25 protein-coding genes are annotated in these 24,558 nt (G+C 59.7%); 4 read left to right on the top strand and 21 right to left on the bottom strand.

Features of this window, described 5'->3' with window-relative positions; translation table 11 throughout:
• Positions 1–81: 81 nt before the first annotated feature.
• The gene (locus ND528_RS02590; protein ID WP_007918333.1) at positions 82–630 is read right to left on the bottom strand and encodes an adenine phosphoribosyltransferase; all 549 of its coding nucleotides are present in this window, start codon (positions 628–630) and stop codon (positions 82–84) included.
• Between the two features lie 75 nt (positions 631–705).
• On the bottom strand, positions 706–1,440 hold the full coding sequence (gene fnr / locus ND528_RS02585; protein WP_016773865.1) for a fumarate/nitrate reduction transcriptional regulator Fnr: 735 nt from the start codon (positions 1,438–1,440) through the stop codon (positions 706–708).
• 155 nt (positions 1,441–1,595) lie between these two features.
• Between fnr and ND528_RS02580 the strand changes: the two genes are divergently transcribed.
• On the top strand, positions 1,596–2,078 hold the full coding sequence (locus ND528_RS02580) for a hypothetical protein (RefSeq protein ID WP_130911526.1): 483 nt from the start codon (positions 1,596–1,598) through the stop codon (positions 2,076–2,078).
• Here the strand turns inward: ND528_RS02580 and hemN are convergent.
• The 6 genes from hemN to ccoG form a co-directional block, all read right to left on the bottom strand.
• Positions 2,075–3,457 (bottom strand): oxygen-independent coproporphyrinogen III oxidase, encoded by a 1,383-nt coding sequence (gene hemN / locus ND528_RS02575; RefSeq protein ID WP_130911525.1) that lies wholly within the window; start codon positions 3,455–3,457, stop codon positions 2,075–2,077. The genes ND528_RS02580 and hemN overlap by 4 nt on opposite strands.
• A 197-nt stretch (positions 3,458–3,654) precedes the next feature.
• The gene (locus ND528_RS02570; RefSeq protein ID WP_130911524.1) at positions 3,655–4,338 is read right to left on the bottom strand and encodes a sulfite exporter TauE/SafE family protein; all 684 of its coding nucleotides are present in this window, start codon (positions 4,336–4,338) and stop codon (positions 3,655–3,657) included.
• Complete coding sequence (ccoS, locus tag ND528_RS02565) at positions 4,331–4,543, bottom strand: cbb3-type cytochrome oxidase assembly protein CcoS (protein WP_130911523.1); 213 nt, start codon at positions 4,541–4,543, stop codon at positions 4,331–4,333. The genes ND528_RS02570 and ccoS overlap by 8 nt, the downstream gene beginning before the upstream one ends.
• A 23-nt stretch (positions 4,544–4,566) precedes the next feature.
• Positions 4,567–7,017, bottom strand: a complete 2,451-nt coding sequence (locus ND528_RS02560; protein ID WP_263469606.1) for a heavy metal translocating P-type ATPase — start codon at positions 7,015–7,017, stop codon at positions 4,567–4,569.
• Positions 7,018–7,230: 213 nt separating this feature from the next.
• Positions 7,231–7,770 (bottom strand): FixH family protein, encoded by a 540-nt coding sequence (locus ND528_RS02555; protein ID WP_122705783.1) that lies wholly within the window; start codon positions 7,768–7,770, stop codon positions 7,231–7,233.
• A 13-nt stretch (positions 7,771–7,783) separates the two neighbouring features.
• Positions 7,784–9,199, bottom strand: coding sequence for a cytochrome c oxidase accessory protein CcoG (gene ccoG, locus ND528_RS02550; protein WP_073474016.1), 1,416 nt, complete (start codon positions 9,197–9,199; stop codon positions 7,784–7,786).
• A gap of 420 nt (positions 9,200–9,619) precedes the next feature.
• Here ccoG and ND528_RS02545 point away from each other — a divergent pair, with 420 nt between their 5' ends.
• Positions 9,620–10,612 (top strand): metallophosphoesterase family protein, encoded by a 993-nt coding sequence (locus ND528_RS02545; RefSeq protein WP_263469605.1) that lies wholly within the window; start codon positions 9,620–9,622, stop codon positions 10,610–10,612.
• A 122-nt stretch (positions 10,613–10,734) separates the two neighbouring features.
• Here ND528_RS02545 and ccoP (ND528_RS02540) read toward each other — a convergent pair whose 3' ends face one another.
• The 8 genes from ccoP (ND528_RS02540) to ccoN (ND528_RS02505) form a co-directional block, all read right to left on the bottom strand.
• Positions 10,735–11,718 (bottom strand): cytochrome-c oxidase, cbb3-type subunit III, encoded by a 984-nt coding sequence (gene ccoP, locus ND528_RS02540; protein WP_263469604.1) that lies wholly within the window; start codon positions 11,716–11,718, stop codon positions 10,735–10,737.
• Positions 11,715–11,900 (bottom strand): CcoQ/FixQ family Cbb3-type cytochrome c oxidase assembly chaperone, encoded by a 186-nt coding sequence (locus ND528_RS02535; protein WP_016775513.1) that lies wholly within the window; start codon positions 11,898–11,900, stop codon positions 11,715–11,717. Before ND528_RS02535 ends, ccoP (ND528_RS02540) begins: the two co-directional genes overlap by 4 nt.
• Positions 11,901–11,905: 5 nt before the next feature.
• Positions 11,906–12,514: a cytochrome-c oxidase, cbb3-type subunit II gene (gene ccoO / locus ND528_RS02530; RefSeq protein WP_007917161.1), complete on the bottom strand. Its 609-nt coding sequence runs from the start codon at positions 12,512–12,514 to the stop codon at positions 11,906–11,908.
• On the bottom strand, positions 12,514–13,956 hold the full coding sequence (gene ccoN, locus ND528_RS02525) for a cytochrome-c oxidase, cbb3-type subunit I (protein ID WP_024012334.1): 1,443 nt from the start codon (positions 13,954–13,956) through the stop codon (positions 12,514–12,516). The genes ccoO (ND528_RS02530) and ccoN (ND528_RS02525) overlap by 1 nt, the downstream gene beginning before the upstream one ends.
• 481 nt (positions 13,957–14,437) lie before the next feature.
• On the bottom strand, positions 14,438–15,391 hold the full coding sequence (gene ccoP, locus ND528_RS02520; RefSeq protein WP_263469603.1) for a cytochrome-c oxidase, cbb3-type subunit III: 954 nt from the start codon (positions 15,389–15,391) through the stop codon (positions 14,438–14,440).
• The gene (locus tag ND528_RS02515; RefSeq protein ID WP_042608410.1) at positions 15,388–15,585 is read right to left on the bottom strand and encodes a cbb3-type cytochrome oxidase subunit 3; all 198 of its coding nucleotides are present in this window, start codon (positions 15,583–15,585) and stop codon (positions 15,388–15,390) included. Before ND528_RS02515 ends, ccoP (ND528_RS02520) begins: the two co-directional genes overlap by 4 nt.
• A 3-nt stretch (positions 15,586–15,588) precedes the next feature.
• Positions 15,589–16,197, bottom strand: coding sequence for a cytochrome-c oxidase, cbb3-type subunit II (ccoO, locus tag ND528_RS02510; protein WP_003223389.1), 609 nt, complete (start codon positions 16,195–16,197; stop codon positions 15,589–15,591).
• A gap of 10 nt (positions 16,198–16,207) precedes the next feature.
• Entirely contained in the window at positions 16,208–17,632 is a 1,425-nt protein-coding gene (gene ccoN, locus ND528_RS02505; RefSeq protein ID WP_263469602.1) for a cytochrome-c oxidase, cbb3-type subunit I, read from the bottom strand.
• Positions 17,633–17,722: 90 nt separating this feature from the next.
• Between ccoN (ND528_RS02505) and ND528_RS02500 the strand changes: the two genes are divergently transcribed.
• Together ND528_RS02500 and ND528_RS02495 are read left to right on the top strand one after the other, a co-directional pair.
• Positions 17,723–18,403 carry an alpha/beta family hydrolase gene (locus ND528_RS02500; RefSeq protein ID WP_263469601.1) on the top strand — a complete coding sequence of 227 codons (681 nt, stop codon included), beginning with the start codon at positions 17,723–17,725 and terminating at the stop codon, positions 18,401–18,403.
• 1,136 nt (positions 18,404–19,539) lie between these two features.
• Entirely contained in the window at positions 19,540–19,905 is a 366-nt protein-coding gene (locus tag ND528_RS02495) for a DUF6124 family protein (RefSeq protein ID WP_263469803.1), read from the top strand.
• Between the two features lie 288 nt (positions 19,906–20,193).
• Here ND528_RS02495 and ND528_RS02490 read toward each other — a convergent pair whose 3' ends face one another.
• The 5 genes from ND528_RS02490 to inhA form a co-directional block, all read right to left on the bottom strand.
• Complete coding sequence (locus ND528_RS02490) at positions 20,194–20,613, bottom strand: type II toxin-antitoxin system YafO family toxin (RefSeq protein WP_212615749.1); 420 nt, start codon at positions 20,611–20,613, stop codon at positions 20,194–20,196.
• Positions 20,614–20,619: 6 nt separating this feature from the next.
• Positions 20,620–20,766, bottom strand: a complete 147-nt coding sequence (locus ND528_RS02485; RefSeq protein WP_263469600.1) for a hypothetical protein — start codon at positions 20,764–20,766, stop codon at positions 20,620–20,622.
• A gap of 350 nt (positions 20,767–21,116) precedes the next feature.
• Complete coding sequence (locus ND528_RS02480; RefSeq protein ID WP_212615750.1) at positions 21,117–22,682, bottom strand: methyl-accepting chemotaxis protein; 1,566 nt, start codon at positions 22,680–22,682, stop codon at positions 21,117–21,119.
• A 102-nt stretch (positions 22,683–22,784) separates the two neighbouring features.
• Positions 22,785–23,576 carry a CPBP family intramembrane glutamic endopeptidase gene (locus ND528_RS02475; RefSeq protein WP_263469599.1) on the bottom strand — a complete coding sequence of 264 codons (792 nt, stop codon included), beginning with the start codon at positions 23,574–23,576 and terminating at the stop codon, positions 22,785–22,787.
• A gap of 209 nt (positions 23,577–23,785) precedes the next feature.
• Positions 23,786–24,472 (bottom strand): isonitrile hydratase, encoded by a 687-nt coding sequence (gene inhA, locus ND528_RS02465; RefSeq protein WP_137215790.1) that lies wholly within the window; start codon positions 24,470–24,472, stop codon positions 23,786–23,788.
• Between the last annotated feature and the right edge of the window lie 86 nt (positions 24,473–24,558).

The following is a 24,558-nucleotide window of genomic DNA, read 5'->3' as shown; positions in this document are numbered from 1 at the left end:
CGAGCAGGCTCGCTCCCACAGTTGAAATGCATTGCCCTGTGGGAGCGAGCCTGCTCGCGAAAGCGGCCTGTCAGACGCTGCTTATTTATCGGTCAAAGCAAACTGCGTCAGGCAGAACGTAGGAATGCCCATGTCCTCAAGGCGCTGCGAACCTTGCAGCTCTGGCAAGTCAATGATCGCCGCCGCTTCATGCACCCGCGCGCCCATGCGGCGAATCAGGTTGGCCGCTGCAATCAACGTCCCGCCAGTAGCGATCAGGTCATCGAACATCACCACCGAATCGCCTTCGCACAGGCTGTCGGCGTGCACTTCCAGAAACGCTTCGCCGTATTCGGTCGCATAACCTTCGGCCAGCACGTCCGCCGGCAGTTTGCCTTGCTTGCGGAACAGCACCAGCGGCTTGTTCAACTGATAAGCCAGTACAGAACCGATCAGGAAACCACGGGCATCCATGGCGCCGATGTGGGTGAAGTCGGCTTCGACGTAGCGGTGGGCGAAGCTGTCCATCACCAGGCGCAGGGCCGTCGGCGACTGGAACAGCGGGGTGATGTCGCGAAAGATCACGCCCGGCTTGGGGAAGTCGATCACGGGGCGGATCAGGGATTTGATGTCGAAGGAGTCGAAGACCATCGGGGTGTCCTGGCAGGGCTGCAAACGGCGCAGTATACCCGCGGCTGAAACGATTCGCTCAACCGCGGGTCGTGATCAGCCTTCGATCGAACCGCCGGCCAGCGCGCACAGCTGGATCGGGTCGAGGATATGGATCTCCTTGCCCTCGGCGGCAATCAGCTCGTTCTGCTGGAAACGGGTGAACACCCGCGACACGGTTTCCACCGCCAGGCCCAGGTAATTGCCGATTTCATTGCGCGACATGCTCAGGCGGAACTGGTTGGCCGAGAAGCCGCGAGCGCGGAAGCGTGCCGACAGGTTGACCAGAAAAGTGGCGATGCGCTCGTCAGCGGTCTTCTTCGACAGCAGCAGCATCATTTGCTGATCGTCGCGAATCTCGCGGCTCATCACCCGCATCAACTGGCGGCGCAGTTGTGGCAATTGCAGCGCCAGTTCGTCGAGGCGCTCGAAGGGAATTTCGCAGACTGACGTAGTCTCCAGCGCCTGGGCCGAGACCGGGTGTTTTTCGGTGTCCATGCCCGACAGACCAACCAGTTCGCTTGGCAGGTGGAAACCGGTCAGTTGCTCTTCGCCGGCATCGCTCAGACTGAAGGTTTTCAGCGCGCCGGAGCGGACTGCATAAACAGAATCGAAGGTGTCGCCTTGGCGAAAGAGGAATTCGCCTTTCTTCAGCGGGCGGCCGCGTTTAACGATTTCGTCGAGCGCATCCATGTCTTCCAGATTCAGAGAAAGTGGCAGGCAGAGCGGGGCCAGGCTGCAATCCTTGCAGTGGGCCTGGTTGTGAGCGCGCAGTTTGACTGGCTCGGACATTTCTTCAATCCTTGTGGGAAAACACACATAAGCCGTAAGGGTAACCCAGCAAAGGACATTCAGGCCAGCGCGCTGCGGCGTTGTCCTACAGACATAAAGCCGCAGCACCTACGGCCGATAACCCGTTATCAGCATTCATCCAAGGAAGGCCCCCGATGACCGCCATTGGCACGCTAAGCCCCGGTAGCAGCGGTATTGCTGCTTCGCCGGAGGTAACCGGTCCCGACGCTGCAGTGGGCCGCGAGGACACCTTGTCACGTACCGCAACCCCGACCTTGGTCGAGGGTGTCAAAGTGTCGCTGTCCGGCGCGGCCATCGCCAAATCCGCCGCTGTCGGCGGCGAAAACAGTGACATCGACAACAGTGGCTTGCCGGAGAACATCCAGCAGTTGCTGAAGATGATTCGCAAGATCCAAAAGGAAATCATCGAGAAAAAAGCGCGCATGGCGGCGGTCATGTCAGACAGAACCCTCTCCAACGAGGAAAAGATCAACAAGCTCGCCGCATTACGTGGCGCCATCGCCGCCCTCAACAGCGGCCTGATCACCGCCAACCTTTCCTTGTCGAAAGTCATGAACCAGTCGGCGCTCAACCCTGATCAGAACCTCAAGGTCGGTTCGTTGCTGACCAAGCCTTAAATCACTCGGGAGAAACGCTGGCGGTTCTGCTGCTCCAGGTACGCATCGAAGACCATGCACACCGAACGCACCAGCAATCGGCCCGCCGGCAACACCTCGATGCGCTCGCGCTCGAGCCTGATCAGGCCATCCTCGGCCATGCCTTGCAGCTGCGGCCACAGCGCACCGAAATAGCCCTGGAAATCGATGTTGAATTGCTGCTCGATCTCGGCGAATTCGAGTTTGAAATTGCAGATCAGCTGCTGAATCACTGCGCGGCGCAAGCGGTCGTCGGCGTTGCACACCAGGCCGCGACTGGTCGCCAGCTGCGCGCTGGCGAGGCTGTTCTGATAGGCGTTGAGGTCGCTGCTGTTCTGGCAGTACAAATCGCCAATCTGGCTGATCGCCGACACGCCCAGACCAATCAGGTCGCAATGGCCGTGGGTGGTATAGCCCTGAAAGTTGCGTTGCAGGGTGTGTTCTTCCTGAGCGATCGCCAACTCGTCATCGGGCAGGGCGAAGTGATCCATGCCGATGTAGCGGTAGCCGGCAGCGGTCAGTTGCTCGATGGTGCGCTGGAGCATCTCCAGCTTGTGCGCCGGGCTCGGCAAGTCGCTGCTGTTGATCCGCCGCTGGGGCATGAAGCGTTCCGGCAGGTGCGCGTAGTTGAATACCGACAGGCGATCCGGTTGCAGACTGATCACTTCCTCGACGGTGCGGGCGAAATTGTCCGGTGTCTGCTTTGGCAGGCCGTAGATCAGATCGATGTTGATCGAGCGAAACTGCAAAGTGCGCGCCGCATCGATCACCGCGCGGGTTTCTTCCAGGCTTTGCAGGCGATTGACTGCGCGCTGCACCGCCGGGTCAAGGTCTTGCAGGCCAATGCTGACCCGGTTGAAACCCAGTTCGCGCAGCAGGCCCATGGTCGACCAGTCGGCTTCGCGCGGGTCGATTTCAATGCCGTAATCGCCGGAATCATCGTTGAGCAAATTGAAATGCTTGCGCAGGTGCGCCATCAACTGACGCAACTCGTCGTGGCTGAGAAAGGTCGGTGTGCCACCGCCGAAATGCAGTTGCTCGACGGTTTGCGCCGGGTCGAGGTGGCAGGCGATCAACTGGATTTCCTGCTCGAGCCGTTGCAGATATGGCTGCGCGCGACCGCGATCCTTGGTGATGACCTTGTTGCAGGCGCAGTAGTAGCAAATGTTCGCGCAGAACGGCACATGCACGTACAGCGACAACGGCCGCTGCGCCTTGCGGCTGTCGCGCAGGGCGTGGAACAGGTCGAAAGTGCCGACCTGACCGTGAAATTGCACGGCGGTCGGGTACGAGGTGTAGCGTGGCCCCGCCAGATCGTAGCGGCGGATCAGATCAGAGTCCCAACGAATGGCGTCGAGCATGCGGGCATTCCCCCGGATAGGCTGGCAGTGTGGCGAGTCTAGGGGAGGGCGTGACAGGGCATGTTGATTTGCATCAACGGCGAGGATTTGGGTTGTTCGTGCGGGCCTCTTCGCGAGCAGGCTCGCTCCCACAGGTCTTGTGTTCGCTGCAAGTCTCATGTGGGAGCGAGCCTGCTCGCGAAGGCCGCGCCGGCGGTCTAATGACCCATGAGCCAATGCTGATGCGGCCCGGGCAAGGTCCAGATCCCGAACACAATCACCAGCAAGCCCCCCGCCATGCGCACGCTGCGTTTGCGCAGGATCGCGGTGACTCGTTCAGCCGCGAGACCGGTGGCGAGCAGCACCGGCCACGTGCCGAGGCCAAACGCAAGCATCAACAGCGCGCTGTCCAGCGCATTGCCTTGGCTGGCGCTCCACAGCAAGGTGCTGTAAACCAGCCCGCACGGCAGCCAGCCCCACAGCGCACCGAGCAGCAAGGCGCGCGGCAGGCTGGAAACCGGCAGCAAGCGGTTCGCCACCGGTTGAATGAAACGCCACAAACCCCGCCCGAGCGCTTCGATACGCGTCAACCCGCTCCACCAACCGGCCAGATACAAGCCCATGGCAATCAGCAGCAACCCGGCCAGTACGCGCATGAACAGCGCCGCCGGGCTGTTGGCGACGGCCCAGCCGGCCAGGCCGATGAGCAACCCCGCCGTGGCATAACTGAGAATCCGCCCGAGGTTATACGCGAGCAACAGACGGAAGCGCCGGCTGCGCTGTTCTTTGGGAATCGCCAGGGTCAGCGCGCCCATCAGGCCGCCGCACATGCCCAGGCAATGGCCGCCACCGAGCAGGCCGAGGATCAGCGCTGAAACCAGCAGAGGCGCCAGTTCAAGCATGGGGTGGCGCCTTGTCGTCCGGTTTGCGTGCGTTGGCTTCGTCGACCGCGGCGGTGTGGTTGGGATCCTGATCGTCAAACAGGATGCTGTGGGCCGGGCCGTCGAGGTCGTCGTACTGGCCGCTGTCTACCGCCCAGAAGAAGATGTACACGGCGATGGCGACGATGAGCAAGGCAGCGGGAATCATCACGTAGAGAGCTGGCATCGGTAACTCCAGGCCCGCGCGGCTCAGGCCGGCAGCGGGCGGGTTTGGGTCGGGCTGCTGGCGGCCGGCGCGCTCGGCAGACGAGTCAGGCGCAGGGCGTTGAGCACCACGGTCAGCGAACTGATCGACATGCCGACCGCCGCCCACACCGGAGTGATCCAGCCGAGGGCGGCGAACGGCAACATGAGGCCATTGTACAGCGCTGCCCACAGCAGGTTTTCGATGATTACCCGGCGCGTGCGCCGCGCCAGTGTGAAGGCTTGTACCAGGGCGTCGAGGCGGTTGGACAGCAACACCGCATCGGCGCTGGTTTTCGCCAGATCGGTGGCCGAGCCCATGGCCACGCTGATGTCGGCTGCAGCCAATACCGGCACGTCGTTGACGCCGTCACCGAGCATCAACACTTTGCGTCCTTCCTTGTGCAGTTGTTGCAGCACTTGCAGTTTGTCATCGGGGCGCAAACCGCCACGGGCCTCGTCGATGCCCAGTTCGGCGGCGACACTGGCGACCATCGGCGAACTGTCGCCGGACAACAGTAAGGTGCGCCAGCCCCGCGCTTTGCAAGCCGCGAGCAGGGCGGGGGCATCGTCACGCAGGCGATCATCGAGCACCAGCCACGCCAGCGGTCCGTGCGTGTCGGCGAGCAGCAACCATTGTCCGGCTTCATCAGGCATTGACGGCAGTGCCGCGCCGCTCAGGGCGCAGGCAAATTCGGCCTGACCGATGCGCAAGCGTTGCTCACCGACCACGCCTTCCAGGCCCAGCCCCGGTGTGCTCTGCACATCGTCAGCGGCCAGTGGAGCACGGCCGAACGCCCGGGCGATCGGGTGTTCCGAACGGTTTTCCAGCGCAGCGGCAAGGCTCAGGCATTGCTCGCTGTCGAGCGCGCCGAGCGGGCGAATCGAGCGCAGCACCAAGCGACCTTCAGTGAGCGTGCCGGTCTTGTCGAAAATCACCGTGTCGATCTGGTTCAAGCCTTCCAGCACATGGCCGCGTGTCAGCAGCAGGCCGAGTTTGTGCAGGGTGCCGGTGGCGGCGGTGAGGGCGGTCGGCGTCGCCAGCGACAGCGCGCATGGGCAGGTTGCAACCAGCATGGCGAGGACGATCCAGAACGCCCGCGCTGAGTCCAACTGCCACCACAGCAGGCCGATCACTGCCGCCGCAATCAGCGACAGCAACAGGAACCATTGCGCGGCGCGGTCGGCGATTTCTGCCAAGCGCGGCTTCTCCGCCTGAGCGCGATCGAGCAGGCGCACGATCGCGGAGAGACGCGTGTCCTGTCCCAGCGCCTGCACTTGCACGGTCAATGCGCCTTCGACATTGAGCGTGCCCGCAGTTACTGCATCGCCGAGCGTACGTGGCTGAGGCAGGTATTCGCCAGTCAGCAGCGATTCGTCGATGCTCGACTGACCGTCGATGATCTTGCCGTCAGCCGGCAGAATCGAGCCCGGCTGCACCAGAATCCGCTCGCCCACACGCAACTCGCTGAGCAGGATGCGTTCGCTCTGACCGTTGTTATCCAGGCGCAGGCACGAGGCGGGTAACAGATTGACCAGTTGCGCGGTGGCAGCAGCGGTGCGTTCGCGGGCGCGGCGTTCCAGATAACGCCCGGCGAGCAAAAACAGCGCGAACATGCCGACTGCATCGAAGTACAGCTCGCCGACCCCGGTGATCGATGTCCAGATCCCGGCGATGTAAGCACTCCCGATCGCCAGCGACACCGATACGTCCATGGTCAGGTGGCGGGTGCGCAAATCACGCATCGCACCTTTGAAGAACGGCGCGCAGCTGTAGAACACGATTGGCGTGGTCAGAAACAGCGCGACCCAGCGCAGGATCGTGTGCAGCTCGGGACTGAGGTCGATGTTGAATTCCGGCCAGGTGGCCATGGTCGCCATCATCGCCTGAAACCACAGCAGACCGGCGACGCCGAGCTGGCGCAGGGCCAGGCGATTCTCGCTGGCCAATTGTTCGCTGGCACGGTCGGCCTGGTACGGGTGAGCGGCGTAACCGATGTGGCGCAGCTCGGCGAGGATCTGGCTCAGCGGCAATTGGGCGTCGGCCCAGCGTACGTGCAGGCGTTGGTTGGACAGGTTCAGCCGCGCCTCGGCGACGGCGGGCAGGGTGCGCAGGTGTTTCTCGATCAGCCAGCCGCAGGCGGCGCAACTGATGCCTTCCATCAACAAGGTGGTTTCGGCCAGATCGCCTTCATGACGGACGAAGGGTTGCTGCACGTCGGCGCGGTCGTACAGCGCCAGTTCATCCGTCAGTTGCACCGGCAGCGCTTCGGGATTGGCCGAGGCTTCGCTGCGATGCTGGTAATAGCTTTCCAGACCACCGGCGACGATGGCTTCGGCCACCGCCTGACAGCCCGGGCAGCAGAACTCGCGGGCCTGCCCGAGGACGACGGCGGTGAAGCGGCTGCCGGACGGGACGGGCAGGGCGCAGTGGTAGCAGGGAACTGGGGTGGTCATGGCATTGATGAGGGTGTGAGCCCTTGCATTGGGGGTGTTCGCTTGCCCTCACCCCAGCCCTCTCCCGGAGGGAGAGGGAGCCGATCGGTGTGAGCCTGAAGAGCGGTTTCAGTCGCCGACATTGTCACTGTCATACGCCCCGCTTCCAGGCAACCGAGATCAGTCCCCTCTCCCTCCGGGAGAGGGCCAGGGTGAGGGGCTCTTGATTTTGATTCACTTCTTCAGATCTTCCGCACCCTGCAATGGCTCATCACCCAGCAGCAGTTCCTTGTCATGGCTGACCAGCTCTTCTTCAAACATGCGCCACACGTGCTCATCCTGGCTGCCAAGCAACTCGACAAACCGTCGCCCTTCAACCTTGTCGCTCAACTGGCCGATGTAGCGCCCGCTTTCGCTTGCGCTGCGGGTCAGCACGATCTTGCGATCCTTCTCCGGCTGGGTCGGCGAAATCAGGTTCAGTTCCAGGGTTTGCGGCTGGCTGTCACCGTTCAAGCGCAAATCGACTTCACCGGTCACGTCATCCAGATGCACCGCCGCACGCAGCTTCAGGGTTTGCGCCAGCAGCTCGCGATCCAGTGAACGGTTGATGCCTTTGCCTGCTTCGTAATAGTTGTCGTTGACCAGATTGTCCGGGTTGTTCACCGCGATGGTCACCATCGACAGGGTCAAGGCCACCGAGCAGGCCAGAATCGCGATGATGATCCACGGCCAGAGGTGCTTGTACCAAGGACTTGCGGCGTTTGCAGCGGGCATGTTCAAAATTCTCTCAACGGATTTGTGGGCCGATGAATCGGCTCTTGGCTTCAACGTGGACGCTGTCGTCATCGGCGTCCTTGAGGATGAATTTCACCTCGTTGGTGCTCGATGGCAATTGTTCCGGTGCGCTCGACAACTCGACCGGCATGCTGACGATATCGCCGGCGGCAACCTTGATCTCGCGTTTGCCTTGCAGGCGCAGGTCCGGCAGACCCTCGGCTTGCAGCAGGTAAGTGTGGTCGCGCTGATCCTTGTTCATGATCTTCAGGCTGTAGACGTTTTCGATCCGGCCTTCAGCGTTTTCGCGGTACAGCACGCGGTCTTTGCTGACGTCGAACCCGACCAGCGAACGCATGAAGAACGCGGCGACCAACAGGCTGATCATCGCCAGCAGCACCACGGCATAGCCGATCAGGCGCGGTCGCAGTTTATGGGTTTTCTGGCCGGAGAGGTTGTGTTCGGTGGTGTAGCTGATCAGCCCGCGCGGGTAATCCATCTTGTCCATGATGCTGTCGCAGGCATCGATGCACGCAGCGCAGCCGATGCACTCGATCTGCAGGCCATCGCGGATATCGATGCCGGTCGGGCAGACCTGCACGCACATCGTGCAGTCAATGCAGTCGCCCAGCCCCAGCGCCTTGTAGTCGATGCCTTTCTTGCGCGGCCCACGGCTTTCGCCACGGCGCGGGTCGTAGGAAACGATCAGCGTGTCCTTGTCGAACATCACGCTCTGGAAGCGCGCATACGGGCACATGTAGATGCACACTTGCTCACGCAACCAGCCGGCATTGCCGTACGTGGCGAGGGTGAAAAAACCGACCCAGAAATACGACCAGCCATCGGCCTGACCGGTGAAGAATTCGATGACCAGTTCGCGGATCGGCGAGAAGTAGCCGACAAAGGTCATGCCGGTGACAAACCCGATCAGCAGCCACAGCGAGTGCTTGGCCAGCTTGCGCAGGAATTTGTTAGCGCTCATCGGCGCCTTGTCGAGCTTGATGCGCTGGTTGCGGTCGCCTTCGGTGACCTTTTCGCACCACATGAAAATCCACGTCCACACACTCTGCGGGCAGGTATAACCACACCAGACGCGCCCAGCATAGACAGTGATGAAGAACAGGCCGAACGCGGCAATGATCAACAGCCCCGAGAGCAGGATGAAATCCTGTGGCCAGAAGGTCGCGCCGAAGATGAAGAACTTGCGCTCCGGCAGGTTCCACCACACCGCCTGGTGACCGCCCCAGTTCAGCCACACCGTGCCGAAATACAGCAGAAACAACGCCGCACCGCCGAGCATCCGCAGATTGCGGAACAGGCCGGTGAAGGCACGGGTGTAGATTTTTTCTCGTGAGGCATAAAGATCGACGCTGTTGTTCGCGTTCTTGCTCGGCGGCGTGACGTCGTGTACCGGAATCTGATTGCTCATCATTGCATCCCACGGCAGTGGAAAAATGCCTCGGTCGATACGTGCCAACCAAGGTCAAAAAGGGCTGTTGCAGTAGCGCGATGATACGCCTGCAGCTCTGGCTCAAGGGTGCGACCTTTGGTCGCGTTGGGTAAAAAATGCAGATGGTGTAGCGATTGCAGAAAAGCCTGATGCAGATCAATTGACTTGTTGAGTATGGCTGAGTTTTCGGCAGATGCAGGTAAAACGGCGGGTAGGGTTTTTGCAGCGATTTCGTGAAGGTATCACTTCGGCTAAATGTCTTTTTAGGGGGAGAGTTGTCGTGAAGTTGCTTAATTAACTTGCAATGAAATCGCGGTTTTATTGTTCTGGTTTTTCACATAGCTTTTGTCTGTGATCGTTTTTGGTTGCTGTTATTTCAATAAAGATAAAAGGAATTATATGAAGAGCATGTTCAAGGTTCGGCATGTCTGTGCGCTGTTATGGGTTTTCAGTTTAATGCCTGCAGTGGTGCTGGCCGAGCAAAATCCAAATCACATGATATTTGCGTCTGATCCGCAATATCCGTGGACGGAAAAAACGGACAGTGGTGAAGCTGAATCTGAGTCGGAAAAGGAAGCGCGTTCCCGCGCGCTGATCGAAAGCCAGTTTTCGGATATCGCAAACTTTCGCAAAAACTTCAGCATATCTCCGGAACATATTCCGATCATGATCAATGGCGATATAACGGCCTATGGGCATGGGTGGCAGCGGAGTTGGTTGCGACCGGTTTTGAATAAATACTTCGGTGGCAATGTCTTCTACGGCCTCGGTAATCCCGACTATGAAAAGAATGATTGTTTTTCTGAAAGTTGTGCTGCAGGTAGTATTACCGATTTCGAAGAGCATCATCGTGGCAAAGTCGGAAATCTAGACCTGAATATAAGCGGTAGTCCGATTAACAGGCTGTTTTCTGGGAGTCTGGCCTACTCCATAGATGTTGGAGATGTACACCTTGTCCAGTTGCACAACGAGCCGACGTATTCGGTATGGATTTCACATTTCTTGAATCCGACGACGTTCGACATCAGGAATTCCCTGGACTGGCTGGAAAAGGATCTGAAGGCGGCGCGTGAGAAGGGACGGATTATTATCCTTAATATGCATAAGCCTTCTCGCTGGCAGGGTGACGATAAGCAGATCAAGCGATTCACAAAGATCATCGAGGATTACAATGTCACTGCGGTGTTCGCAGGCCATTTGCATACAAGAGCAGGGCGCTACTGGTGGACGGAAAATTTCGGCAGTGTGCCAGTTTATCTGAGCGGTTCCGCTTCGCAGCAAACTTATCTGATCGCCAGCTTTTCCAAAGACCGGAAGAGTCTGGTCATCAGCAAGGTTGAGAATAATAACTGGCCGAGTCGGGTGGCGGTGGATACGATCCCCGTCAAGTAAGTACAGCAGACTTGCGCGCGAAGACATTCATATTTATCGAGTGTCTCAGGGCGTGAATTCCGGTCATGAAAAGGCCCCGCCAATTTGCATTGGCGAGGCCTTTCATACTTCAAGCGTTGGCCTTACTCGGCCTGCGCCTCTGGTGCTTTTTCACCATGCGACAAGCTGTAGACATACGCTGCCAGCAAGTGAACCTTGTCGTTGCCTTGCAATTGTTCCTGCGCAGGCATCTGGCCCTGACGGCCGTAGCGGATGGTCTGCTGCAGTTGCGCGAAGCTCGAGCCGTAGATGAATGCGCCCGGATGGGTCAGGTCAGGCGCACCCATGGCCGGGGTGCCTTTACCAGCAGGGCCGTGGCAAGCCACGCAGTTGGCGGCGAAGAGTTTCTGGCCGTTGGCCGGGTCGGCCTTGGTGCCTTCCGGCAGTTTGCGCCCGTCGAGGTTGGTCACCACGAAGGCCGCTACGTCAGCCACGCCTTGCTCGCCGATCACTTCCGCCCATGCCGGCATCACCGCGTGGCGGCCGCCCATGATGGTGGTCTTGATGGTTTCCGGCTCACCGCCCCAGCGCCAGTCGGCGTCGGTCAGGTTGGGGAAGCCATAGGCGCCCTTGGCGTCGGAACCGTGGCACACCGAGCAGTTGGACGCGAACAGACGGCCGCCCATCTTCAGTGCTTGCGGATCCTTGGCCAATTCTTCGATCGGCATCGCCGCGAACTTGGCGAAGATCGGACCGAAGCGGGCGTCCGAACGGGCCATTTCCTTTTCCCACTCGTGGACGCCGGTCCAGCCGGTCTGGCCGTTGGCGAACGCGGTCTGCTTCTCGGTATCCAGATAGTTGTAGCCCGGCAGCAGACCTTTCCAGTTGCCCAGACCCGGGTACAGCACCAGGTAACCCAGAGCAAAAATGATCGTGCCGACGAACAGCATGAACCACCATTTCGGCAGCGGGTTGTCGTACTCCTCGATCCCGTCGAAGGAGTGGCCGACCGTCTCGTCCGTCTGTTCGCTGCGCTGGCCCTTGCGGGTCGACAGTAGCAGCCAGGTCAGGGCGAAGATCGTACCGAGACTGAGGACTGTGACGTACAGACTCCAGAATGTAGTCATTCTTTGTTACTCCTAGAAGCTTGCTCGACGTGCTTGATGGCTTCGGGATCATCGGCAAAAGGCAGCATGGTCGCGTCGTCGAATTCCGACTTGCGCTTGGGGCTGAACACCCACAAGGCCAGACCGATGAAGGCCACCATCACGACCACGGTGCCCAGGCCTCGAATCATCCCGATATCCATCAGATTCACCGTTTGCTTTTGATGATGGTGCCCAGGCCTTGCAGATAGGCCACCAGCGCGTCCATTTCGGTTTTGCCCTTCACGGCATCCTGTGCACCGGCGATGTCTTCGTCGGTGTACGGCACGCCGAGGGTGCGCAAGACTTCCATTTTTTTCGCGGTTTCCTTGCCGTCGAGCTTGTTTTCCACGAGGAACGGGTAAGCCGGCATTTTCGACTCGGGGACCACGTTGCGCGGGTTATACAAGTGCGCACGTTGCCAGTCATCGGAGTAACGACCGCCCACACGGGCCAGGTCCGGACCGGTACGTTTGGAACCCCACAGGAACGGGTGGTCCCAGACGCTTTCACCGGCAACCGAATAGTGGCCGTAGCGTTCGGTTTCAGCGCGGAACGGGCGGATCATCTGCGAGTGGCAGCCGACACAACCGTTGGCGATGTACACGTCGCGGCCTTCCAGTTCCAGCGCCGAACGAGGCTTCATGCCCTCGACCGGCTTGTTGGTGACGTCCTGGAAGAACAGCGGAACGATTTGGGTCAGGCCACCGACGCTGACGGCGATGACCATGAAGAAGGCCAGCAGGCCAATATTCTTCTCGACAGCTTCATGCTTCATCAGTGAGCTCCAACGACGGCAATCTTGGCGGCGGCTTCGGCTTCAACCGGATCCGACGCGCGAACGGTGCGGTACACGTTGTAAGCCATCAGCAGCATGCCGCTGGCAAAGAAAGCACCGCCCAGCGCACGGACGATGAAGCCCGGGTGGCTGGCCTGCAGCGCTTCGACGAACGAGTAGGTGAGGGTGCCGTCATCGTTGATTGCACGCCACATCAGGCCCTGGGTGATGCCGTTGACCCACATCGAGGCGATGTAAAGCACGGTGCCGATAGTGGCGAGCCAGAAGTGCGCATTGATCAGCCCGGTGCTGTGCATTTGCGCCCGGCCGAACAGTTTCGGAATCATGTGGTAGATCGCGCCGATCGAGATCATCGCTACCCAACCGAGGGCGCCGGCGTGTACGTGGCCGATGGTCCAGTCGGTGTAGTGCGAGAGCGAGTTGACGGTCTTGATCGCCATCATCGGCCCTTCGAAGGTCGACATGCCGTAGAACGCCAGCGACACCACGAGGAAGCGCAGGATCGGGTCGGTGCGCAACTTATGCCAGGCGCCCGACAGGGTCATCATGCCGTTGATCATGCCGCCCCAGCTTGGCGCCAGGAGGATGATCGACATCGCCATGCCCAGCGATTGTGCCCAGTCCGGCAGGGCGGTGTAGTGCAGGTGGTGCGGGCCGGCCCAGATATACAGGGTGATCAGCGCCCAGAAGTGCACGATCGACAGACGATAGGAGTAGATCGGGCGTTCGGCCTGTTTCGGCACGAAGTAGTACATCATCCCGAGGAAACCGGTGGTCAGGAAGAAACCCACCGCGTTGTGGCCGTACCACCACTGGATCATCGCGTCAGTGGCACCGGAGTAGGCCGAATAAGACTTGAACAGGCTGACCGGCAGCGACATGTGGTTGACGATGTGCAGCATCGCGGTGACCACGATGAACGCGCCGTAGAACCAGTTGCCGACATAGATGTGCTTGGTTTTGCGCTTGGTGATGGTGCCGAAGAACACCAGACCGTAAGTGACCCAGACAATCGCCAGCAGAATCGCGATCGGCCATTCCAGCTCGGCGTATTCCTTGGTGGTGGTGTAACCCAGCGGCAAGGTGATGATGGCGCCGACGATGACCGCTTGCCAGCCCCAGAAGGTGAAGGCAGCGAGGCTGTCGGAAATCAGTCGCGTCTGGCAGGTTCGCTGCACGACATAGTAGGAAGTGGCAAACAGTGCACAACCGCCGAAGGCGAAAATCACCAGGTTTGTGTGCAACGGGCGCAAGCGTCCAAAGCTCGTCCACGGCAGACCGAAGTTCAGTTCCGGCCAGACCAGTTGCGAGGCGATGAAGACACCGAGCCCCATGCCAAGGATCCCCCAGACCACCGTCATGATGGCGAACTGGCGGACTACCTTATAGTTATAAGCAGTCGGACTGATTGCTGTGCTCATTCTAAGGTTCCACGGTTTGGGTATTTTTATAGGGATAAAATCGGCCGCAAGTATGTATAAAGCAGGGGGTCATTGCAACGCGCCATGACCTGGGTCAATGCTTTCCAACGCTGATTCTGCGGCCTTTCCATGCGCCGCGTAGGGTCAAAAATGGCCTCTGACAAAATGTCGCAGTGCGCGTAAAAAGCTCGCAATCCGGATCGCCGTCAACGGTGCCCGTTCACAGGTCGTGATCGGGAAATTGCGGGCAACCGGCGCAACAGCCGTTATCTGCCTGCGTTTGCGGCGAGTCCATCAGCCGGTTCACGGCGCGCATCGTTCGGGATTGATCTGGAAACCGACTTCAGCCGGTCCGCTTCGATGAAGCGTAGACCCGAATCCGGGGTTCCGAAAGGAGAGGATCCAAGGGGTGCGACAATGCGTCGCAAAGGGGCGGGAAACTGCCGCAGCGAGAAAGCTGCGGCAGTGGTGTACGCAATTGCTATTTCTTGTTGTCTTCAGTTATCAGTTTTTCTGTGTTCAATCCGTGGCTAAGGCTGTACACATAAGCGGCAAGCAATTGAACTTTATCGTTGCCCAGCAATTCGTTCTGCGCTGGCATATGCCCCTGACGACCATGGCGAATGGTCTGTTCCAGTTGGGTCAGGCTGGTGCCGTAGATGAAGCCGGCCGGATGGGTAAGATTCGGTGCGCCCATCGCGGGGGTGCCTTGGCCAGTTGCGCCGTGGCACGCCACGCAAGTGGTACTGAACGCCTGCTGCCCGGCTTGCAGATCCGCCTTGCTGTCGGCAGGTAGCGGCAGGCCGGCCAGTTCGTGGCGCACATAGGCGGCGACGTTTTTCACCCCGGCTTCGCCGAGCACTTCACCCCAGGCCGGCATTGCCGCCATCCGCCCGCCCATGATGGTGGTCTTGATCGTCTCGGCATCGCCGCCCCAGCGCCAGTCGCTGTCGGCAAGGTTAGGGAAGCCGAACGCGCCTTTGGCATCCGAGCCGTGGCACACCGAGCAATTGGAGGCGAACAGACGACCGCCCATTTTCAGCGCCTGCGGATCCTTGGCCACTTCTTCCAGGGGCATCGCCGCGAATTTGGCGAAGATCGGCCCGAAACGGGCGTCCGCCTTGTTCATTTCCTTTTCCCACTCGTGCACGCCGGTCCAGCCATCCTCATAGCCGGGCAGGATGCCTTTCCAGTTGCCCAGGCCTGGATACAGAACCAGATAGCCCACCGAGAACACCAGCGTGCCGGCGAACAGCATGAACCACCACTGCGGCAGCGGATTGTCGTATTCCTCGATGCCGTCGAAGCTGTGGCCCATGGTCTGGTCGACGCTGCCCTTGGTCTCGCCCCGACGGGTGCCGATCAGCAGCCAGGTCAGGCCGATCAGGCTGCCAATGGTCAGTACGCAGATCCACGTACTCCAGAAGGTGGTCATGGCCGGGTACTCCTTGTTTCAGGTGCTTGGGTAGTGTCAGGTTGCGGTTCATCGGCGAACGGCAGCAGACGTGCTTCGGCAAACTCAGGGGTGCGCTTGCGGTTGAACACCCACAAGGTCAGGCCGACGAAGGCGACGAACACCACGACCGTGCCGAGGCCGCGAATCAGGCCAGCACTCATTTCAATGACCATGGTTCACCTCTTGCTCTTGATCGCAGTGCCGAGCACTTGCAGATAGGAAACGAGGGCGTCCATTTCGGTCTTGCCCTTGAGGCTGGCGACCGCGCCGCTGATGTCGTCGTCGGTGTACGGCACGCCGAGGGTGCGCATGGTTTTCAGCTTGGTTTCGGTGTGGCTGCTGTCGACCGCTTGTGTGACCAGCCACGGATAGGCCGGCATCTTTGATTCCGGCACAACGTTGCGCGGGTTGTACAAATGCGCGCGGTGCCAGTCATCCGAGTAGCGCGCGCCGACCCGGGCAAGGTCCGGACCGGTACGTTTCGAGCCCCACAGGAACGGGTGATCCCAAACGCTTTCGCCCGCTACCGAGTAGTGCCCGTAGCGCTCGGTCTCGGCGCGGAACGGGCGGATCATCTGCGAGTGGCAACCGACGCAGCCTTCGCGGATATAGATGTCGCGGCCTTCCAGTTGCAGCGCGGTGTAGGGCTTCATGCCTTCCACCGGTTTGTTGGTGACGTCCTGGAAGAACAGCGGGACGATCTGGGTCAGGCCGCCGATGCTCACGGCGAACACCATCAGCAGCATCAGCAGGCCGACGTTCTTTTCAATCGTTTCGTGTTTCATGGCGGACTCCTCAGGCCATCTGCGCGGCGGCGACGACTTCGGCAGGCTGCGAGGCCCGCACGGTGCGCCAGGTGTTGTAAGCCATCAGCAACATGCCGCTTAAGAAAATCGCTCCACCAATCAGCCGCACGACAAAACCTGGATGGCTGGCCACCAGGGTTTCGACGAAGGAATAGGTCAGCGTGCCGTCCTCGTTGACCGCGCGCCACATCAGGCCCTGGGCGATGCCGTTGACCCACATCGACGCGATGTAGAGCACGGTGCCGATGGTTGCCAGCCAGAAATGCGCGTTGATCAGGCCGACGCTGTGCATCTGCGCCTTGCCGAAGATTTTCGGGATCATGTGATACAGCGCGCCGATGGAAATCATCGCCACCCAGCCGAGTGCGCCAGCGTGAACGTGGCCGATGGTCCAGTCGGTGTAGTGGGAGAGGGCGTTGACGGTCTTGATGGCCATCATCGGACCTTCGAAGGTCGACATGCCGTAGAACGCCAGCGACACCACGAGGAAACGCAGGATCGGGTCGCTGCGCAACTTATGCCACGCGCCCGAGAGGGTCATCATGCCGTTGATCATCCCGCCCCAGCTCGGTGCCAGCAGGATCAGCGACATCACCATGCCCAGCGATTGCGCCCAGTCCGGCAGCGCGGTGTAGTGCAGGTGGTGCGGGCCGGCCCAGATGTACAGGGTGATCAAGGCCCAGAAGTGCACGATCGACAGGCGATACGAATACACCGGACGCTCGGCCTGTTTCGGCACGAAGTAATACATCATGCCGAGGAAGCCGGCGGTGAGGAAAAAGCCCACAGCGTTGTGGCCGTACCACCACTGCACCATGGCGTCGGTTGCACCGGCGTACACCGAGTAGGACTTGGTGAAACTCACCGGCAACTCGAGGTTGTTGACGATGTGCAAGATCGCCACGGTGATGATGAACGCGCCGAAAAACCAGTTGCCCACATAGATGTGCTTGGTCTTGCGCTGCATGATCGTGCCGAAGAACACGATGGCGTAGGCGACCCAGACGATGGTGATCAGGATGTCGATCGGCCATTCCAGCTCGGCATATTCCTTGGAGCTGGTGTAACCCAACGGCAGGCTAATCGCCGCCAACAGGATCACCAGCTGCCAGCCCCAGAAGCAGAACGCGGCGATTTTTGGTGCGAACAATTGCGTCTGGCAGGTGCGTTGCACCGAGTAGAAAGAGCTGGCGAACAGCGCACAGCCGCCGAAGGCGAAGATCACCGCGTTGGTGTGCAGCGGGCGCAGACGGCCGAAACTGGTCCAGGGCAGATTGAAGTTGAGTTCCGGCCAGACCAATTGCGCCGCGAGAAAAACCCCGAGGCCCATGCCGACGATGCCCCACACCACCGTCATAATGGCGAATTGGCGGACCACCTTGTAGTTGTAGGCGGTACTGATAGAAGTGTTCATGGTTCCCCATCCACGGTTCAGCCGAAGTGAGCGCGCAAACGGCGCGAATCCTTCGCCTGGAGTTATAGGCAGACTAAAAGCGAGGCAAGCATGGACAAACAGCACAAGGCCAGTATTGACGGGGATCAATGGGCGCAGTGTGTGCTCGATCATGGATGGTTGTGGGATGCCGCTGTTGGTGAGGCTTCAGCAACGCTGATTCTGGCGCACGGGGCGGGGGCGCCGATGGATAGCGAGTGGATGAACGACATGGCTGGGCGCCTTGCCGGGCTTGGGGTCAACGTGTTGCGATTTGAGTTTCCGTATATGGCGCAGCGGCGAGTGGATGGGGTGAAGCGGCCGCCGAATCCTGCGCCGAAACTGTTGGATTGCTGGCGGGAGGTGTTTGCGCTTGTGCGGCGTCATGTCGCTGGGGTTTTGGCGGTTGGCGGCAAGTCGATGGGCGGGCGGATGGCGAGTCTGGTGGCGGATGAGTTGGGGGTGGATGCGTTGGTGTGTCTGGGGTATCCGTTTTATGCGGTGGGGAAGCCGGAGAAGCCGCGGGTTGAGCATTTGGCTGGGTTGAAGACGCGGACGTTGATTGTGCAGGGGGAGCGGGATGCTCTGGGGAATCGCGAGGCGGTTGAGGCTTATACCTTGTCACCGAGTATTGAGGTGATGTGGCTGGCGGCGGGGGATCATGATTTGAAGCCGCTCAAGGCTTCCGGGTTTACGCATGCGGATCATTTGGGCAGTGCTGTGCAGAAAGTGGCCGAGTTTCTCAAGGGTTAACCGAGATTCTGTTTTCCATGGAGATCGGCTCCCTTTCCCCCTCGCCCCCTTGGGGGAGAGGGTTGGGGTGAGGGGGTAGCTGTTGATCTTGCTTTTGGGGGCATATCCATTGTTTCGGGAGCTGCGGCTGGCGGTTTCGCCTGACGGCGACTTACTTTTTTACAAGCGCCAAAAAAAGTAAGCAAAAAACGCTAGCTCCTACGTTCGGCCCTCGCAGGCTCGGGTCCCTTCGCTCCGGGATCGATCCGGGCGCAGCGGCTCCGGTTTGCTTCGCTGCACCTCCTTGCGCTGTGTTCGACTTCGTCGAACGGTCGCTGCGCTCCCACCCCCGGATCAATCCCTCCACTCAGCCTTCCGACGTCGCCGGTGGATCAAGATCAAGAGCAGGCGAGCTGACACTCGGCCTATTGAGTGGTGAAAAGCGTGGATATTCGGCTTTTGATTTGTGTTGTTGCTGCCCCTCACCCCAGCCCTCTCCCGAGGGAGAGGGGGCCGATATGTGTGGTGTTCAAAACCTGCATTCGGCTCGGTATCTCAGGTCGGCGTACTTCGTCTAAACATCTCGATCAGTCCCCACTCCTGAGGGAGAGGCAGCCGATTTGTGTGGTGTTCAAAACCTGCATTCGGCTCGGTATCTCATATCGGCGTATTTCGCCTAAACACCTCGGTTAGTCCCCTCTCCCTTTGGGAGAGGGTTAGGGTGAGGGGCATTTTTGCTGGCACGATAAAGTGCCGGAAGCCTTCATGGTCCGGCATTTCCTGTCCGTAAACACGATTTTTTTCGCGCGTTTAAACTACACGATCCGTTACGCCATCCCGGCTACAACTCCTTGCGCCGTTGCCTACACGTACGCCAGAATCCCCCGGCTTACACGGCTATAGGGCAGGCTATATCGTTGGCCAGTCACTGCAAAACAGTGGCCGGGTTTGGTAGCCCGCTTTAAATTGTCGTTGTCGCGACACCTTCGATGCTGTCTCATTTTTTGAGATATGGCTTTGTATGGTGGGCATGCGTGGGGCTCCTCTGTGAGCGCCGGGTTTCCCGATTTGACCGGTCTACCAACCTGCGCATGGCCGCCACCCGCCGTTTGGTAGCGAGGGTGATGGCTCCCGTTTTTCAAATTGGAGCTTTATCTATGTTCAAAATCACACCAAACCCACCAGCCGCTGATCCAATCCCCCACGGCCCCGACCTCGACTCGCAAAAACTAAAAGAAGCCACCGACCGCGCCCTCAACTACTACCTCAAACCCGAAGACCTGGCAGCCCCGCCAAGTTCGCCAAAACATCGCCCGGTCTATGTTGTCGACCCCACGCTGGATGACGAAACCCTGTTGGTCGAGGCCTGCGAGTCGCTTTCATACGCGCATGCCATGGCCGGTAACATCGCCAACTCAATAGGCGGCCCGGAACGCAAACCACTGCTGGCGCTGCAACAGGTGATCATGCTCAACGAACTGTTGGTCAATCGACTGCTGGATAAGCTGAATTTGCCTCAATAAGTTCGCTGGCTTTTATGGCCTCTTCGCGAGCAGGCTCGCTCCCACAGGGGATTGTCGTCGGACACAATTCTGTGATCCCACTACGTTCCGAAGTGGGAGCGAGCCCTGCTCGCGAGGGTGATTTGCCGAGCACTATCAATTTCAGACAGTCAATAAAAAAACTGAAGCTTTTACCTGGTTTTGCAGGCTCAAATGATCTCAGCTGCCACAGCTCTTACGGATGATCGGTATGGACGGTGCGCAGGTAGCGATCTTTCGCTTGTTGCTCATCTCGATCAGCTCTTTGAATCACAAATCATCCAGATCGGGAAAGAAAATCCTGCCTAGTGCCCAGGGTTCAACGATTTCACAATGCACGGTACGCAAAAATGACCCCCACTCGCTTCGGTTATGGGCATCCGGGCCGGTGATCGTCAGTAGCAAGTACTCATCCCGAAAAGAGTCATAGGCATAAATCAGCCAAAAGTCATTGTCAGCATCATTTATCAATGCTGTCCGGTAATACTGACGATTGATTTTTGCCCATCGAGCCTGCAGTGCCTGTGTACTGGCAAGGTGGATATGGTGCATGTCGTTCAGATCGAGTCGTTCATCCCGTCCGAAAATGGCAGGTAATTCATCGCAGATTTTGTAGTTGTAGAAGTGTGCAGCGAAGTTTTGCCAGTTATTGATTCGTTCAAAAAGTGCAGAGATTTTGATTGCTGGCATTCAGGCCTACTTTGTGATCGGTAGCCTGCCAGTGATCACAAATTTATCGAACACTTTCTGCCCATCACGCGCGGCCTGCCGAACATCAAGGAATGTCAGTTCGTCACGAACTTCCTTTTTGCTGGGTTTGTCGGTTTTTCGAGTGGTGGCCATCGGAGCCTCCGAAGAATGTGTATTCATGCTGACCAGCTTATGTGAATAAGTTTTGACCGGCAAACAATAGAACCTAGCCTCAACGAGCACCAGTCGGCGCATTCTGGGCGAGTTGTAGGCATTGTCTGCATTGCTTGAGGGAGATCGTCGTTGGCAGAGAAAGCGTCTTCGCGAGCAGGCTCACTCCTACAGGGGGGCGTGGTCAGGCACACAATCTGTGGTCGCCGCAGATCCAATGTAGGAGTGAGCCTGCTCGCGATGGCGGTCTGCCAAACTCCAAATACTCCAGATCAAAAACAAAAAACCCGAAAGGCTCACGCCATCCGGGTTTTTTCATTCCAGCCTTCCAGTCAGCGGTTAAACCGCGCCACCAACGAATACTGCGTGTTGGCCGTCTTCGTCAGCTCTTCACTGAGCAACGCCGAGTTATGCGCCTGTTCCGAGGTCTGATCCGCCAACTCCGAAATATTGCTGATGTTGCGGCTGATTTCTTCAGCCACGGCACTTTGCTCTTCCGTCGCCGCCGCGATCTGCGTGGTCATGTCGGTGATGTTGGCCACCGCTTCGCTGATGCCGACCAACGCCTGGTCGGCTTCCAGTACCCGCGCCACGCCTTCTTCGGCCTGGCGATGCCCGGCTTCCATGGTTTGCACGGCGCTCGACGCTGTCTGTTGCAGCTTGGCGATCAGGGCATGGATCTGCCCGGTGGATTCGCTGGTGCGTTGCGCCAGTTGGCGTACTTCGTCAGCCACCACGGCGAAACCACGGCCCATCTCGCCAGCACGCGCCGCTTCGATGGCGGCGTTGAGGGCGAGCAGGTTGGTCTGGTCGGCGATGCCTTTGATCACGTCGACCACGCCGCCGATTTCGTCGCTGTCCTTGGCCAGTTGCGTCACGGTCAGGCCGGTTTCGCCGACGACCACCGACAGGCGCTGGATCGCTTCGCGGGTTTCCCCGGCGATGTCGCGGCCACGGCCGGTCAGGCGGTTGGCTTCTTGGGTGGCGTCAGCGGTGCGCTGTACGTGGCTGGCGACTTCCTGGGTGGTGGCGGCCATCTGGTTGACGGCGGTGGCGACCTGTTCGGTTTCCACGCGCTGGCGTTCCAGGCCGGTCGAGCTGTTGTGCGCCAGGGCGTCGGACTGTTTGGCCTGATCGGTCAGGTGTTCGGCGGTGTCCTGCAGGCGAGTCAGGCAGGTTTTCAGGCGCGCTTCCTGGCTGAGGATCGACATCTCCAGACGCGCCTGCGCGCCACGGCTGTCGGTGTACATCTGCGCGATCAGCGGGTCGGAGGTGGTCTGCTCGGCCAGGCGCAGCAGGCGCTTGAGCCCGCGTTGCTGCCATTGCAGGCCCATCAGGCCCAGCGGCACCGACAAACCGGCGGCGAGGGCAAAGCCCCATTGCGAGTTCAGCGTCGCGCCGATCATGAAGCTCAGTTGGCTGACCAGAATGAACGGCAGCCAGTCCTGCAGGATCGGCAGCCATTTGTCCGTCGAAGGAATTGCCGACTTGCCCTGGTTGATGCGTTGGTAAAGCGCTTCGGCACGGCGGATCTGTTCGGCGGTGGGCTTGACGCGCACCGACTCGTAACCGACCACCTGGCTGCCATCAAACACCGGCGTGACGTAGGCGTTAACCCAGTAGTGGTCACCGGATTTGCAGCGATTCTTGACAATGCCCATCCATGGCAAGCCTTGTTTCAGTGTGCCCCACATGTGCGAGAACACCGCCGACGGCACGTCAGGGTGACGGACCAGATTGTGCGGCGCCCGGATCAGTTCCTCCCGCGAAAACCCGCTGATTTCAACGAACGCGTCGTTGCAGTAGGTGATCACGCCCTTGGCATCGGTGGTGGAAATCAACCGCTGCTGAGCTGGAAAGGTCCGCTCGCGTTGTGTAATGGGCTGGTTGTTACGCATGGTTTTTCAATCCGCAAGGCTTTGAAAGGTTGTCGGCGCTGACAGGTTTTTATTGAAGTTTTTTTTCAGATTCAAGTACGCCGTCGCAAAACCGCGCTTGCGTCAACTGGCCAGCATCGGATAGGTGAACAGGCCGAAGTGCAACAGATTCAGGCCGAAATGGGTGGCGATCGCCGCGCCCAGTCCGCCGAAACGATAGGCCAGACCATAGCCGACCCCGGCCAGTCCCGCCAGCAACACCCAGGTCCAGCCGGCGCCGGCGTGCACCAGACCAAACAGCAGCGAAGCCGACAGCAGTGCGAGGTTATCGCCGTAGGGCAGGTGTTTAAGGCGACGGCTGAGTCCGCCCTGTATATAACCGCGAAACAGCGCTTCCTCGACCAGCGTCACCAGCAGCAGATTGTTCAGCACCCACAGCCAGGCCTGATCCGGCCACTTCGGCGCCCAGGCGATTACGCCCAGCAACAATGCGCCGCCGAGGGCGAGAATTGCGCACAGCGTCAAGGCGAGGGCGGTGGCATAGACCGTCAGGCGCAACGAACGCCGCGCGACAATCCACGGACAAACCAGCAGCAACCAGAAGCCCACCAGCGGTTTATCCAGATTGAAATACATCGCGAACGGCACCGCGTTGTCAGTGAAACGTTGCGGATTGATCACCCGGCCGTTGGCGAAGCCCGGCAGCCAGTGCAGCGCAAGTGCCACGGCCAGAACAATGAACAGGCCATGGCCGAGCCAGCGCGCAAACGGTACTTGTTGCTGGCGCACGGCGAACGCGGCGAACAACAGAAGCCCCACGGAGATCAATGCCAGCCAACCGAGCTGGCCGTAGCTCAGGGCCAATCCGTAACCGAGGCCGAGCAGCGCGAGATAGAGCCAGGGCAGCGCCTTCATCGAAAGTCCTTGTGCGAGATTTCTGGAAGGGGCTTTCTACACGGGCGAGGGAGGTGGGACAAGTGAAGGTGTGGCAGTGATGCCAGACACAAATCAAATGTGGGAGCGAGCCTGCTCGCGAAAGCGGTTTTGCAGATGACGTCACTGGCGACTGACACTCCGCTTTCGCGAGCAGGCTCGCTCCCACAGGTTTTGCATTCGGCTGAAGATCAGCGCAGGCCCAGTTTGGCGGCCGCGCGTTCGGTAATCTCGGTGCGCAGCTTCAACGAAGGCGCCGCGCGCAACCGCGCTTCATCGACCACCGCACTTGGCGCCACATCCGGACTGCCGGCATTGAACGGCGGTGCCGGGGCATATTCCAGTTGCAACTGCACCAGTTGCGCCGTGTCGGCATCGACCAGTTCCGCCGCCAGCACCAAGGCAAAATCGATCCCGGCGGTGATCCCGCCGCCGGTAAAAAGATTGCCGTCGCGCACCACCCGATCCTTCACCGCAATTGCTCCCAGCGTCGGCAGCAACTGGTGATACGCCCAATGCGTGGTCGCCCGCTTGCCCTGCAACAGACCCGCCGCGCCGAGCACCAGCGAGCCGGTGCACACCGAGGTCACATAACGTGCCTGCGCGGCCTGGCGTTTGATGAAATCCAGCGTCTGCTGGTCTTCCATCAACGGCCCGACGCCGCCACCGCCTGGCACGCAGATCACATCCAGATCCGGGCAATCGTCGAACGTCGTGGTCGGTTTCAGCAGCAGGCCGGTGCTGGACGTCACCGGCATCAGGTCCTTCCAGACCAGATGCACCTGCACGCCGGGCAACGAGGCGAGCACGTCGTAAGGGCCGGTCAGGTCGAGTTGCTGAACCTGCGGGAATAACAGAAAACCGATCTGCAGCGTCATCGTTGTGGCTCCGTTGAAAGAAGTGGACGACTGCACTGTAGGCGCGTAGGTTCTGGCGCATACGCCAATCACCCCACGAATTACGC

The sequence above is a fragment of the Pseudomonas mercuritolerans genome (assembly GCF_025706525.1).
Classification (GTDB): domain Bacteria; phylum Pseudomonadota; class Gammaproteobacteria; order Pseudomonadales; family Pseudomonadaceae; genus Aquipseudomonas; species Aquipseudomonas mercuritolerans.
The sequence above is the reverse complement of the archived record's forward strand: the minus strand, read 5'-3'. Positions and strand labels throughout refer to the sequence as shown.